The organism is Bacillus sp. X1(2014), from assembly GCF_007678255.1.
Window position 1 is genome coordinate 415,563 of record NZ_VEED01000003.1, and the last position, 14,176, is coordinate 429,738.

Here is a 14,176-nt window from a genome sequence, read left to right on the forward strand (position 1 = left end):
AACAGGGAAAATGTCCCTTGAAGTCACCGAATTATTGATTTAGTGATTCATATTGTTTATATAAATCCTTTAACGCAGCAATTAGCGCGTGATTGGCTTTTCCTAAATAGCCCTCTTTTAACGCTTCAAGAGGCATGTCAATCCCATTTCTCAAACTATGGCCTTTTAGCAGTCTTGCAATATAATCTCTCCCATGTTCAGTTGCCAGCGTACAAGAGGCATCCACAATTACCCCATAATATTTATCAATTTCTGCCGTAATAGTCAGTGTTTCATAGATACTTCTAGCTGCCATTCCTGTAGGTAATTTCGCATGTCCAGCAATAAAAATGGTATTCATTCGCACACTCTCCTAAATGAAGATTTACTTTTAGAATAATATAAAATCGAAGAAATAGTAAGGATAATTACTGCACTCCATTTAATATATAAGATTTGTAGTGAATGTAGAAAGAATTGTAAGAGTAGGAAAGGATCTTGATGAAGTGAATTATGACAGGTGTAGGCTCTATTTTTATTCATTATTGATTTTCGTGTAGGTATGAGAATTCATAGGCGGAGAATTTCCGGCTAATGTATATAGAGGAAGCTTGTGAAGCAGATATAAGCGGAGATATTCCGATTAACTGCTCTAAATAAGACAAAATCCAAAGATTTGAATAATATAAACGGAAAAACTTCCTTTATTTTTAAGGAAATTTGGGTATTTCCCAATTTAAACGGAATTTTACCGTTTATTTTTCAAGCACAGTGCAATCAATATTCAGTTATAACAAAGCCTAAAAAATAAAAAAGAAACCCTTGATAATAAAGGTTTCTTTAACGTCCCGAAGAGGATTCGAACCTCCGACCTACAGTTTAGGAAACTGTTGCTCTATCCTGCTGAGCTATCGAGACACTACATATTAGGAACGTTATTTATTATAATTTGTTAATGGAAAAAGGTCAACAAAAAAGTTGATATTATTAAAACGGCAGGTCTCTGGCCACTTCGGTTTCTTTCGAAGTCTTTTCGCGGAATATCAACCAAACGATTAAACTTAATCCAATTAGTAAACCTTCCAAGGATAAAATGTACCAAGGATAGCGTCCTAATACATCTAATAAACTTGCACTGTCAGGCTTATGACTTAAGAACATATAATTTCCGCCTACCAGTTTATTGATCAGCATGATAATCGGCATTAGTACATTTAAAAAGAGACATAATTTTAATACGGACCAAATCGTCGGCCGGTAACCCTTTGACCATGTAAAATATAGTGGCACCCAGATTTCCATCAGATGTGTATAGAAGAAATGGAAAAACCGAAAATGTGGGAAGTCATAATTTAAAGCTGGAGTGAATAATGCCTGCGATGCGCCTAATAATGCCATAAAAAGTAAAATCTCATAGACTATTTTTTTCGTGGTTAGCAACAAAATGACGGTTAATATTAAACTAATGCTGCATAACTCCAACGGAATAGCGTGACTGACATTCCAACTGCCATTTATTATCATCCAAAAATGATAGGTCAATTCCATGATGATGAGAGTGATAGCGATCCCGATTTCGGTCCGTCTTCTATGCCTAGAATTTAATTTATCTCTATTAAGATAAATAAAGATAGAACCTAGGATTAAGACGGCAATAATAACAAAATGACTGGTTGAAAACATTTCAAAATCATAGTTTGTGAAACTGCGCCCAAACACCCCATCCATAACCCCACCACCTAATTCGGCTAATTGTCCCTTTCTAAATTATATTCGATGGAATTACTTTTACACCTCTTCCGAAATATAAAATATTTCCATTTCACTCCGTTCTATAATTAGGATTTTTCTTCCTAAAAAAGTCCGTATGAAGTATGGTATAATAGTTTGTCGAACATACTCGAAAGTCTTTTTTAGTGGAGGTCATTATGGCTGCATATACGCCGATGATACAACAATACTTAACCGTTAAGGCAGATTATCAAGATGCCTTTTTATTTTTTCGCTTAGGCGATTTTTATGAAATGTTTTTCGACGATGCCATCAAAGCATCACAAGAATTAGAAATAACTCTAACAAGCAGACAAGGTGGTACAGATGACAGGATTCCAATGTGTGGCGTTCCTTATCATTCTGCACCTAACTATATTGAACAGCTCATTTCAAAAGGCTATAAAGTGGCCATTTGTGAGCAGGTTGAAGACCCAAAGCTGACCAAAGGTATGGTGAAAAGGGAAGTTGTTCAGTTAATCACACCTGGAACAGTGATGGAGGGCAAGGGTTTAACGGATAAAGAAAATAACTATATTGCCTCGATTACCCGCTTTGATGACGAAACCTTTGGGTTTGCCTACAATGATATCTCAACAGGTGAAAGCCGAGTCACACTGCTATCGAAAAATTTTGATGAGGTCCTAAATGAGTTAGCCGTCCTAAGTGCGAAGGAAGTAGTTGTTGCCAGTAGCTTTGACGGTGAATGGCAAAAGAAACTTCGTGAACGTGACGTTCTAGCGATTTCATTTGAAGATAATAGTTCAATAGATATGAATTTTTCGCATCTGCTAAAAGATTTGAATCAAGAAAAACTAAAGGTAACAATCGCGAGGCTTTTTCATTATTTATACCGGTCCCAAAAAAGAAGTTTGGATCATCTACAGCCAGTCACCACCTATCAAATCCATCAATATATGAAAATTGACTACTATTCCAAGCGTAATCTTGAATTAACAGAAACGATTCGTTCCAAAGGAAAAAAAGGATCCTTATTATGGCTCTTGGATGAGACGATGACCGCCATGGGCGGAAGGATGTTAAAGCACTGGATCGACCGGCCGTTAATCAGTCAAACTGACATTGAATCACGCCAAGCGATTGTGGAAGTCTTATTGTCGCATTATTTTGAGCGTCAAGAACTACGTGAAAAGCTAAAGGAAGTTTATGATTTAGAACGGTTAGCAGGAAGGGTAGCCTTTGGTAATATCAATGCCCGTGATTTGGTCCAATTGAAGCGTTCGTTAATGCAGGTTCCATATTTACAACAAATTTTGCAAGGCATGCAGAATGAACAAGTGAACGAAATCGCCGGACTGCTTGATCCATGTGAAGAAATTACAGATCTGTTGGATCAGGCGATTGTTGAAAATCCACCGCTTTCCTTAAAAGAAGGCAATATGATTCGCGATGGGTACAATGCCCAGCTTGATCAGTACCGTGATGCCAGCCGGAATGGGAAAACGTGGATTGCTCAGCTCGAACGAGAAGAACGGGAGAAGACCGGCATTAAGTCACTAAAGGTTGGTTACAACCGTGTATTTGGTTATTATATTGAGATTACACGTGCAAATCTGCATTTGTTAGAAGAAGGGCAGTACGAACGGAAACAAACATTATCCAATGCGGAACGGTTTATTACTCCTGATTTAAAAGAAAAAGAAGCTTTAATTTTACAAGCAGAAGAAAAAAGCAGTGAACTGGAATATGAATTGTTTGCGGAGATTCGCGAGATTGTAAAAGAACAAATTCCGCGTTTACAAGCATTAGCAAAAACGATTAGCGAACTGGATGTCCTGCAGTGCTTCGCTCAAGTAAGTGAAGACCGCCACTATGTTAAACCACAGTTTTCAATGGAGGGGCGTGTCGTTGTTAAGGAAGGCCGTCATCCCGTGGTTGAAAAGGTACTGAACGCCCAGGAATACGTGCCAAATGATTGCTACATGGACAGCGACCGGGAAGTCTTATTAATCACGGGACCGAATATGTCAGGGAAAAGTACCTACATGCGTCAAGTTGCTTTGGTCGCGATCTTAGCGCAAATCGGCTGTTACGTCCCAGCCTCCGAAGCGGTCCTGCCAATTTTTGACCAGGTATTTACCCGGATTGGTGCAGCCGATGATTTAATCTCGGGACAAAGTACCTTTATGGTTGAAATGCTTGAAGCCAAAAATGCGATTTCAAATGCTACACAAAACAGCTTAATCCTTTTTGACGAAATCGGGCGTGGGACTTCGACTTATGATGGGATGGCCCTTGCGCAAGCGATCATTGAATACATTCACACCAATATTGGGGCAAAGACTCTTTTTTCCACCCATTATCATGAATTAACGGTCTTAGAGGAAGAACTGACTAAGTTAAAAAACATCCATGTCAGTGCGATTGAGCATAATGGAAAAGTTGTCTTTCTTCATAAAATAAAAGAAGGACCGGCTGACAAGAGTTACGGAATTCATGTTGCTCAGCTGGCAGGACTGCCTTCTGACTTAATCAGCCGTGCGAATGAAATATTAACAGAACTGGAGCAGTCTGATACCCAGGAGGTCAAGCCAAAAACGGAAGCAGTGAAGGTAGTTAACGTAGAAGAACAGCCTGCTCAACTTTCGTTCTTTGATGAACCGAAAGATGTGAAAAAGCAAGAATTATCTTCTAAAGAGAAACGTGTGATCGATAAAATGAAGGAATTAGATATATTGGATTTAACACCACTTCAAGCGATAAATATGTTGTATGAGCTCCAGAAAAAGTTAAAGTAGGGGGTGAATTCGAATGGGTAAAATTATTCAATTAGATGATGCCTTATCGAATAAAATCGCAGCGGGGGAGGTAGTAGAACGTCCTGCATCAGTGGTAAAAGAGTTGGTTGAAAATTCAATTGATGCTGGCAGTACGGTGATTGAAATTGAGGTAGAAGAAGCCGGACTTGCTAAAATCCGCATTACCGACAATGGAAATGGGATCGAGGAAGAGGATGTGTTACTCGCCTTTCAACGTCATGCTACCTCCAAAATAAAGAATGAAAATGATTTGTTCCGAATCCGGACCCTCGGGTTCCGGGGAGAGGCCCTTCCGAGTGTTGCCTCCGTTTCACGGCTTGAGATGAAAACTTCTACAGGTGAAGGGGCAGGAAATCGAGTGGTCATCGAAGGCGGCAAAGTTGAAATATTTGAGAAAGCATCGAGCAGACGTGGAACCGATATTACGATTACCGATTTATTTTTCAATACACCTGCCCGCTTGAAATATATGAAGACGATTCATACCGAGCTTGGAAATATAACAGACGTCGTGAATCGACTGGCCCTTTCCCATCCTGAGGTGGCCTTCCGCCTCATCCATAATGAGAGGAAATTGTTGCAAACCAATGGGAACGGAGATGTTCGTCAGGTTCTGGCGTCGATTTACGGGCTTGGGATCGCCAAACAGCTGGTTCCCATCTCCGGCACATCGCTCGATTATAAAATCACCGGATTTGCTTCGATGCCTGAGGTAACCAGAGCTTCACGAAATTATATTTCAACGATGATTAATGGCCGTTTTATCAAGAACTACCCATTAGCCAAGGCGATCCAAGAAGGCTACCATACCTTGCTTCCAATCGGCAGGTTTCCAATTGTTCTCCTGAATATTGAAATGGACCCATTGCTTGTGGATGTCAATGTTCACCCTTCAAAAATGGAGGTCCGGATTAGTAAAGAAGCAGAGTTGAATGAACTTGTCACAATGATGATAAAAGAGGAATTTAAATCGAAAATCCTGATCCCGACAGCTTATACAGCGGTGAAAAAGGAAACGCCAAAGGAAGAACAGACTTCCTTGGTCCTTGATGAAGGAACCATACCGCCTGTCGAGAGGAAAGAGTTGGAGTGGTTCCAGCCAGAAGCCACGGCAATCGTCCAAGAAAAACGTCCATCGCTAGTTGATGTGCCAACAGAAACACCTTTTTCAAACTTGCCGATTCAACCCGAAATTGAAGAGGAAGAAACAATGGTGCCTGACACCTGGTTCTCGGCTAATCCATTTAGTGAGTCGCCGGATAAGACGGATGGAGGGAACACCACAAGGGTTGAATCCACCATTGAGCCTAGCGAGACAGATTGCCCTGGACCGTCCGAGAGTAGAGTTCCCCGGTTATATCCAATTGGGCAAATGCACGGGACTTATATTTTTGCCCAGAATGAAAATGGACTTTATATCATTGATCAGCATGCTGCCCAGGAGAGGTTGAAATATGAATATTTCCGGGAAAAAGTAGGTCGGGTCCAATCTGAGTTACAAGAAATGCTGGTACCATTAACGTTTGAGTATTCGACGGATGAATTCTTGAAAATACATGAATACCAACACGAACTCGAAAAGGTCGGGGTTTTTCTTGAGGAGTTCGGGATTAATAGCTATATTGTCCGTTCCCACCCCCAGTGGTTTCCAAAAGGGGAGGAAAAAGAAATCATTGAAGAGATGATTGAGCAGCTATTATTAATGAAAAAGGTAGATATTAAGAAACTACGTGAAGAAGCAGCGATTATGATGAGTTGTAAGGCATCCATTAAAGCGAATCGCCATTTACGAAATGACGAGATCCAAGCACTCTTAGATGATTTACGGAAGGCATCCGATCCATTTACTTGTCCGCATGGAAGACCGATTATTGTGCATTACTCGGTATATGAGATGGAGAAAATGTTTAAACGGGTGATGTGATTTTCAAAACATAGATAGCCAGAACATATGAAAAGGGTAAATAAACCTCACTCTTGATAGAGTGAGGTTTTTCCCCTTTGTTAATTCCATAGCATCAGCCTAGTTCTTGACGGCGTTTTTGTCTATTTCTCTGCAGTTCTCCCTGTTTCCATGTGTATTTTTGCATATATAACTTTAAAACATCATTAATAGACTTTCCGCTCTTTTCTACTGCTTCCAGAAACTTGTCCCTAATATGTTGTGGAACGTCGATACTTAATTGAACAGTTTCGGTCAATTTCTTCTCCTTTTGTTCCTCTTTTCTTAGCTGCTGCATAAATAAATGCCTCCCCTTTGCAATTAAAAAAAAAGAATAGTTTAAAAACAATAAAAATTTTAAATATTTACGATAAAATGATTTTAACAAGTGGAAGCGGATACAATGAAATAATATTTTTCGACAAATTTAGACATTATGCAGCACAAGAGATTTCTGTATCAGAATATAAGACCCTCTTGAATCTAGTAAACATTAAAAAGAAGTCCAAGAATAAAGAAAAAGCTGCAGAATGTTGTATTCTGCAGCTCTTTCAACTTCTATCAATATAGTGTTATCTAGGTAGAATTTCTACCAAAAGTATCTTATATCACAGCAACTGGGAGCTTGTTCATGTACTGCAGGGCTTTTCCAGTTCCAATTGCTACCGATTCTAATGGGTTTGGTGCAAGCTGGACAGGAACGACAATCTCTTGGCTTAGCCATGCCTCCATCCCATTTAATAAAGCTCCACCGCCGGTCAGAATAACACCACGGTCAACGATGTCTCCACTTAATTCTGCTGGACAATCTTCAAGGGTTGCACGAATCGCTTCTAAAATATGCAAAAGTGGTTCCTTAATTGCTAAACGAATTTCGTAGGATGATAGTTTAATTGTTTTTGGCAGCCCAGTTACAAGATCACGGCCGCGGATATCCATGAAAATTTCCTCGTGGTCAATGAGAGCATAACCAATTTCCATTTTGATGTTTTCCGCTGTTCTTTCTCCAATCAGGATATTATATTCTTTCCTAATATGTTGAATAATATCTTCATCGAGGCGGTCACCACCGATTTTTATGGAATGGCAGGAAACGACACCGCCAAAGGATATTATGGCAACTTCGGTATTACCGCCGCCAATATCGACCACTACATTGGCTACAGGTTCATCGATTGGTAATCCTGCTCCAATTGCCGCTGCGACAGGTTCTTCGATTAAGCTGATTTTCTTTGCTCCCGCTTGCTTTACCGCATCCTTAATCGCTCTTCTCTCAACACTTGTAGAACCAGATGGGATACTAACGACAACATTTGGTTTCCGAACTGCAAATCCAATCTTTTTGGATGCCTTACGCATGATGTGTTTTAGCAATTCAGTCGTTACGTCATAATCAGCTATAACTCCATCTTTCATAGGACGAATGGCCACGATTTTTTCAGGGGTCTTTCCAATCATTTCCTTAGCCTCTTGACCAATAGCTACCACATTTTTGGTGACCGTATCGATGGCCACAACAGCTGGTTCATTTATCGCAATTCCTTTATTTTTACTATAAACTAGTATATTTGCAGTTCCTAAATCAATTCCTATATCAAAAGTTGATAACATCTTATTTCACCTTATTTCATTATTTTTGGTTACTAGATATGCTACGCGTAGTCTATCATAAAGTTGGGGGTGGAAAGCGCTTTGTAAATGAACCGTTATCCTTTTGTAAAGTTACAAGAAAATTATTCCTTTTTGGTAATGAAAATGAAAAATTTTGATTCATGTGGATTAGGGGCATAGAAAAGAACTTTTATGTATATACTAGTTTGATGTTCAACTGCTTTTTAAATTTATGTTACGATGAAGGGGTGAAAGTGGAATCGAAAGCCTGCTTTCACTGAAAATGGGATAAGGCAGTGTGAAAATATTGGATTTAAAACAAAAGCTATTAGTAATCATCGGACCAACTGCTGTCGGAAAAACAAAGTTAAGTATCGAAATGGCTAAACGCTATAATGGCGAGATTATCAGCGGCGACTCGATGCAGATTTATCGTGGCATGGATATTGGTACAGCGAAAATCAAACCAGAAGAAATGGAAGGGATTCCGCACCATTTAATTGATATTAAGGATCCTGCTGAAAATTTTTCGGTTGCCGAATTTCAGCTCCTTGTTCGGGCTAAGATTGATGAGATTGCCCAAAAAGGCAAGCTGCCAATCATTGTTGGTGGGACAGGGTTGTATATACAGTCTGTCATTTATGATTATCAATTTTCCGATGTGCCCGGTGATGAGGCCTATCGCCTCAAGCTGGAGGAAAGAGTAAAGGAAATCGGAAATGAAGCTCTGTATAAAGAATTATTGGAGGTGGACCCAGAAAGTGCTTCACAAATCCATCCGAATAATGTAAGAAGGGTTATTCGTGCCCTTGAAATTTTCCATCTGACAGGGAAGACCATGCTAGAGTTTCAACGTACACAGCAACCAGACCTTTTGTACGATACAGCGATTATTGGGTTAACGATGGAACGAGAGAAACTTTATGAGCGTATTAATTACCGAGTGGATATCATGGTTGAGGAAGGGCTCATCGACGAAGTAAAACATCTATATCAACAGGGTTTACGTGATTGTCAATCCATCCAAGCGATTGGCTATAAAGAGCTTTTTGCTTACTTTGATGATAAAATGTCATTAGATGAAGCGATAGTCAATTTAAAGCAAAATTCGAGAAGATACGCGAAAAGACAATTGACTTGGTTTCGGAACAAGATGGAGGTTAATTGGTTCGATATGACCGATGTGGAGAATGTCTCAAAAAAAATAAAGGAAATTTCACATTGTGTTGAAGGAAAGCTTAAAGTAAAATCGAATACATATTAGTAGAGATAAAAGAGGAGGAAATACAAATGAAAACAACAATCAATATTCAGGACCAATATTTAAACCAGTGCCGCAAAGATAACATACATGTGACCGTCTTCTTATTAAACGGATTCCAATTAAGAGGCCAAATTAAAGGCTTTGATAATTTTACTGTCCTTTTTGAATCAGAAGGCAAGCAGCAATTAGTATATAAGCATGCGATCTCAACCTTTGCGCCGCAAAGAAACGTTCATCTTGAATTAGATAACCAATAAGTATAAAGCCCATTCTACGGGCTTTTTTTTATTTTTGAGAAAACTTTTTTAATGAAATTCAACGTATATGAATACATATTAGTTGAAGGACTATGCATTCCTCATGAGTGAATTTGAGTTCGGAATTTAGAGGATAAATTCTGAGTGGCCATAAACAAGCATCCTTTGTAAACTGTTGGCGAAAATGAGAGGTGAAAGCTTTGGACCAACCCATTCGAATGAAAAGTAACGGCCAAATAAGTGTTGTCCTCAACTCACAAAAGAGTAAAACCATTTCAAAAGAGATACCTGACTTTCAAGTGGTTCCAAAGGATATTCCTCCTGAACACTCGGCTCTAAAAGAAATTGAAGACGAGCTAGGGGCTTTGGTTGGAATGGAAGAAATGAAAAAGATGATCAAGGAAATTTATGCTTGGATTTATGTGAATAAAAAACGTGAAGAAATGGGTTTGAAAGCAAAAAAACAAGCCCTTCATATGATGTTTAAAGGAAATCCAGGTACAGGAAAAACAACAGTAGCAAGACTTATTGGCAAGCTTTTTCAAAAAATGAGTGTATTAACAAAAGGTCATTTAATTGAGGCTGAGCGTGCTGACCTTGTCGGAGAGTATATTGGGCATACCGCTCAAAAGACAAGGGATTTAATCAAGAAGGCCCAAGGGGGAATCTTATTTATCGATGAGGCATACTCATTGGGCCGCGGGGGAGAAAAGGATTTTGGCAAAGAAGCCATAGATACCCTTGTTAAGCATATGGAGGATAAACAGCATGAGTTTATTTTAATCCTTGCTGGATATTCTCGGGAGATGGATCATTTCTTAACCCTTAATCCTGGGCTGCATTCACGCTTTCCGTTAGTGATAGATTTTCCTGATTACAATATCGAGCAATTAATGGAAATTTCAGCGAGAATGCTTATTGAAAGAGAATACGCATTCAGTCATGAAGCGGAAAAAAAGCTTAAAGAACATTTAATTTGGGTGAAAGCAGTATTAAGCCCAAATAGTTTTTCAAACGGCAGGTATGTTCGGAATATTATTGAAAAATCAATTCGTGCTCAGGCGATGAGGCTGCTTATGTTAAATAGTTATGACCGGCATGAATTAATGACACTTCGAAGCAATGATCTTGTGTTTGAAGAAGATTAAATACAAAAAAACGGCAGATTCTTGGGAATCTGTCGTTTCTTTTGGGATTATCCTTCTAATTTGCTTCAAACTTCCGAATGGGAAGTTTCCAATCAAAAGTATAGGAAAGGACTCTTAATACGGTTACAAGAATGAATAAGGAATATAACTCCCACGGCTGTTTAGCCAAACCCAGCCCGATAAATATACCTGTTAAAATGGCCCATAGCGCATAAATTTCCGCCCTAAGTACGATAGGTTTTCTTCCTGCTAATAAATCACGAATGATTCCGCCGCCAATTCCAGTTAAGACTGCAGCAACAATAACGGCACTAAGCGGGCGGTCCATGTCTACGCCATAAATGGCACCTTGGATCGCAAAAGCTGAAAGGCCGATCGCATCAAATAAGTTCCCCCATTTTTGCCAGTGTTTGAGAAGATTGCCTGGAAATAAAAATACAGCAGTAATGGATAACAAGGCAATTTGAAATAATAATCCTTGGTCCCAAAGTGCAGATACCGGTACGCCGATTAACAGATTTCGTATCGCTCCTCCTCCAAAAGCAGTAACAATTCCTAAAATATAAACCCCGAAAATATCATATTCTTCCTCCATCGCCACAATCGCTCCACTGACAGCGAAGGCAATGGTTCCAATCATACTTAAAACATCCCATGTCATTTTTGCTATCCCCTTGATGTCTATTTTTTTATTACACTATTAATATAGTAAAAATGTAACGGATTTCAAACATTAAAATTTTATCATGTTGTAGAAAAAATACAATAAGTTTTTTTAGAATTGGAGAAAATAGAGATTATAACTTTTTTTTGTTATGATGGAAGGTAGATGTTTAGGAAGGAAGGATGCCTTTTGGAACAGAAAGAAACGAAAGAGAAAGTAATCCTGGTTGGCTGCCAAACCAGCGGGGACGATGACTTACGTTTTCACTATTCGATGGAGGAGTTAGAGGCATTAACTGAAACCGCTCAGGGTGAAGTGTTGGTATCTGTCGTTCAAAAACGAGAGCGCCGTCATCCAGCGACATACATAGGTAAAGGGAAAGTCGAAGAACTAAATGCACTCGTAGAAGAACTTGAGCCTGATATCGTCATCTTTAATGATGAACTCTCGCCAAGTCAAAAGAGAAATCTTGCGACTGAACTTAATGCCCGGGTAATTGACCGTACCCAGCTAATTTTAGATATTTTTGCGCAAAGAGCAAGATCCAAAGAGGGGAAACTACAAGTAGAACTAGCCCAGATGCAGTATATACTGCCTCGCCTTGCTGGTCAAGGGATTGCATTATCTCGTCTTGGTGGTGGAATTGGTACAAGAGGGCCTGGTGAAACGAAGTTAGAATCAGACCGCCGTCACATCCGCCGACGTATTGATGAAATAAAAGGTCAGCTGTCTGTCATCGTTCAGCATAGGGATCGGTACCGAGAAAGAAGGAAGAAAAATAAGGCCTTTCAGGTGGCGATTGTTGGGTATACCAACGCTGGTAAATCAACCTTGTTTAATCGTTTATCCGAAGCCGAGTCCTATGAGGAAAATCAATTGTTTGCTACCCTTGATCCAATGACACGCAAACTGATCCTGCCTAGTGGTTTCTTTGCTTTGATTACAGATACAGTAGGCTTTATTCAAGATTTACCGACAACGCTGATTGCTGCCTTCAGGTCCACCCTCGAGGAAGTAAAGGAAGCGGATCTACTACTTCATGTGGTAGATATGTCCAATCCGGATTATTTCCATCATGAAAAAACGGTTAAAAAGCTGTTAGATGACTTGGAAGTGAAAGATATCCCGCAAATAACGGTATATAATAAGAGGGATATTCAGCATGCCGATTTTGTCCCAACTGCGGATACACCGACAGCATTTATCAGTGCTTTTGATGAAAATGACCGCCATTCGTTAAAAGAAAAAATAGAGCAAGTTGTGATGGAATTGATGGTCCCTTATGAGGTAGCTGTTCCTTCTACCGAGGGGAAACTGCTTTCTCAATTAAAAAATGAAACCATTTTAAGAGGCCTTTCCTTTGATGAAGAAAGCCAATTGTATCGCTGTAAAGGGTTTTCGCTGCAAGATCATCAAATTACAGGCCAATTACAGAATTATAAAAGTAGATAGGAGATTCATGCATGTTTCAACAGTTAAAGAATGGGGAAAAACTCCGGCCGATCGTTTGGGAAGTCGAACAACAAATCGCTGGGATACATAAGGAAATCGACGAAAGAATCGAAACTAATCAATTTAGGGTTTTACAGAGTTTTCAAAAACATAGGGTCAGTGACTCGCATTTTATCCCATCAACTGGATACGGCTACGATGATATCGGCAGAGATACACTAGAAAATGTTTATGCAGATGTCTTTGGCGGTGAAGCAGGATTGGTTCGCCCGCAAATCATTTCCGGTACCCATGCCATTTCCATCGCTTTATTTGGTGTTCTTCGCCCTGGTGATGAACTCCTTTATATTACGGGCAAACCGTATGATACCTTGGAAGAAATCGTTGGACTTCGTGGGAATGGGGTTGGTTCTTTAAAGGAATTTGGCATCTCTTATGAAAGCGTGGCCCTGACAAATGAGGGGCAAATTAACTGGGATCAAGTATCTGAAAAAATAAAACCGAATACAAAGATGATTGGGATTCAACGGTCCAAAGGTTATGACACAAGACCTTCTTTTACGGTTGATGAAATTGGCGAAATGATTAAGTATGTGAAAGAAATTAAGCCAGATGTCGTTGTATTCGTGGATAACTGCTACGGTGAATTTGTAGAAGAGATGGAGCCATGTCATGTCGGCGCGGACTTAATGGCTGGCTCGCTGATCAAAAATCCTGGTGGGGGAATAGTGAAAACTGGCGGCTATATTGTTGGGAAAAAACAATGGGTGGAAGCTTGTTCTTATCGGATGACATCACCTGGGATTGGGGCGGAAGCTGGTGCATCCCTCTATAGTCTTCAAGAAATGTATCAAGGCTTTTTTCTGGCCCCGCATGTGGTGGGCCAAGCCTTAAAAGGTGCAGTGTTTACGGCAGCAATGCTGGAGAAATTAGGCATGAATTCCTCGCCCAAATGGAATGCTAACAGAACCGACTTAATTCAATCTGTACAGTTCGATGACCGTGATAAAATGATAGCTTTTTGTCAAGCCATTCAATTTGCTTCGCCTATAAATTCATACGTTACTCCACATGCGAGCTATATGCCAGGGTATGAGGACGACGTGATTATGGCTGCTGGCACCTTTATCCAGGGAGCAAGTATTGAACTCACTGCAGACGGACCGATTAGACCGCCATATGTAGCCTATGTACAAGGTGGTTTAACATATGCCCATGTGAAAATGGCTGTGTGCCTCGCGATCGACCGTTTGACTGAAAAAGGATTAATGGACCTGTTTTAGTGATTGTAAGTATTTTTTGAGTTGTC

12 protein-coding genes and 1 tRNA gene are annotated in these 14,176 nt (G+C 39.8%); 7 read left to right on the plus strand and 6 right to left on the minus strand.

What is annotated here, in order from left to right; translation table 11 throughout:
• Nucleotides 1-31: 31 nt before the first annotated feature.
• The 3 genes from FS608_RS09485 to FS608_RS09495 form a co-directional block, all read right to left on the minus strand.
• Nucleotides 32-340, minus strand: a complete 309-nt coding sequence (locus FS608_RS09485; protein WP_144549311.1) for a DUF3870 domain-containing protein — start codon at nucleotides 338-340, stop codon at nucleotides 32-34.
• A 483-nt stretch (nucleotides 341-823) separates the two neighbouring features.
• A tRNA-Arg gene (locus FS608_RS09490) sits at nucleotides 824-897 on the minus strand.
• Between the two features lie 69 nt (nucleotides 898-966).
• Nucleotides 967-1,707, minus strand: a complete 741-nt coding sequence (locus FS608_RS09495; RefSeq protein ID WP_144549314.1) for a YwaF family protein — start codon at nucleotides 1,705-1,707, stop codon at nucleotides 967-969.
• A 200-nt stretch (nucleotides 1,708-1,907) separates the two neighbouring features.
• On the opposite strand from FS608_RS09495, the gene mutS reads away from it, so the two are divergent.
• Both mutS and mutL read left to right on the plus strand, forming a co-directional pair.
• Nucleotides 1,908-4,508 (plus strand): DNA mismatch repair protein MutS, encoded by a 2,601-nt coding sequence (mutS, locus tag FS608_RS09500; protein WP_186328659.1) that lies wholly within the window; start codon nucleotides 1,908-1,910, stop codon nucleotides 4,506-4,508.
• A gap of 13 nt (nucleotides 4,509-4,521) precedes the next feature.
• On the plus strand, nucleotides 4,522-6,453 hold the full coding sequence (gene mutL, locus FS608_RS09505; protein WP_144549316.1) for a DNA mismatch repair endonuclease MutL: 1,932 nt from the start codon (nucleotides 4,522-4,524) through the stop codon (nucleotides 6,451-6,453).
• A gap of 94 nt (nucleotides 6,454-6,547) precedes the next feature.
• Here mutL and FS608_RS09510 read toward each other — a convergent pair whose 3' ends face one another.
• The gene (locus FS608_RS09510; protein ID WP_144549318.1) at nucleotides 6,548-6,769 is read right to left on the minus strand and encodes a hypothetical protein; all 222 of its coding nucleotides are present in this window, start codon (nucleotides 6,767-6,769) and stop codon (nucleotides 6,548-6,550) included.
• Between the two features lie 305 nt (nucleotides 6,770-7,074).
• The gene (gene mreBH, locus FS608_RS09515) at nucleotides 7,075-8,082 is read right to left on the minus strand and encodes a rod-share determining protein MreBH (protein ID WP_144549320.1); all 1,008 of its coding nucleotides are present in this window, start codon (nucleotides 8,080-8,082) and stop codon (nucleotides 7,075-7,077) included.
• A 307-nt stretch (nucleotides 8,083-8,389) separates the two neighbouring features.
• On the opposite strand from mreBH, the gene miaA reads away from it, so the two are divergent.
• The 3 genes from miaA to spoVK all read left to right on the plus strand — a co-directional run bounded on the left by miaA (nucleotide 8,390) and on the right by spoVK (nucleotide 10,751).
• On the plus strand, nucleotides 8,390-9,346 hold the full coding sequence (gene miaA / locus FS608_RS09520; RefSeq protein ID WP_144549414.1) for a tRNA (adenosine(37)-N6)-dimethylallyltransferase MiaA: 957 nt from the start codon (nucleotides 8,390-8,392) through the stop codon (nucleotides 9,344-9,346).
• A 26-nt stretch (nucleotides 9,347-9,372) separates the two neighbouring features.
• Nucleotides 9,373-9,603 (plus strand): RNA chaperone Hfq, encoded by a 231-nt coding sequence (hfq, locus tag FS608_RS09525; protein WP_026566590.1) that lies wholly within the window; start codon nucleotides 9,373-9,375, stop codon nucleotides 9,601-9,603.
• Between the two features lie 200 nt (nucleotides 9,604-9,803).
• Complete coding sequence (spoVK, locus tag FS608_RS09530; protein WP_144549322.1) at nucleotides 9,804-10,751, plus strand: stage V sporulation protein K; 948 nt, start codon at nucleotides 9,804-9,806, stop codon at nucleotides 10,749-10,751.
• A gap of 55 nt (nucleotides 10,752-10,806) precedes the next feature.
• Here spoVK and FS608_RS09535 read toward each other — a convergent pair whose 3' ends face one another.
• Nucleotides 10,807-11,412, minus strand: coding sequence for a trimeric intracellular cation channel family protein (locus tag FS608_RS09535; RefSeq protein ID WP_144549324.1), 606 nt, complete (start codon nucleotides 11,410-11,412; stop codon nucleotides 10,807-10,809).
• Nucleotides 11,413-11,604: 192 nt separating this feature from the next.
• Here FS608_RS09535 and hflX point away from each other — a divergent pair, with 192 nt between their 5' ends.
• A complete protein-coding gene (gene hflX / locus FS608_RS09540) occupies nucleotides 11,605-12,867 on the plus strand; it encodes a GTPase HflX (protein ID WP_144549326.1) in 1,263 nt (420 codons plus the stop codon).
• Nucleotides 12,868-12,878: 11 nt separating this feature from the next.
• Entirely contained in the window at nucleotides 12,879-14,150 is a 1,272-nt protein-coding gene (locus tag FS608_RS09545; RefSeq protein WP_144549329.1) for a methionine gamma-lyase family protein, read from the plus strand.
• Nucleotides 14,151-14,176: the final 26 nt, after the last annotated feature.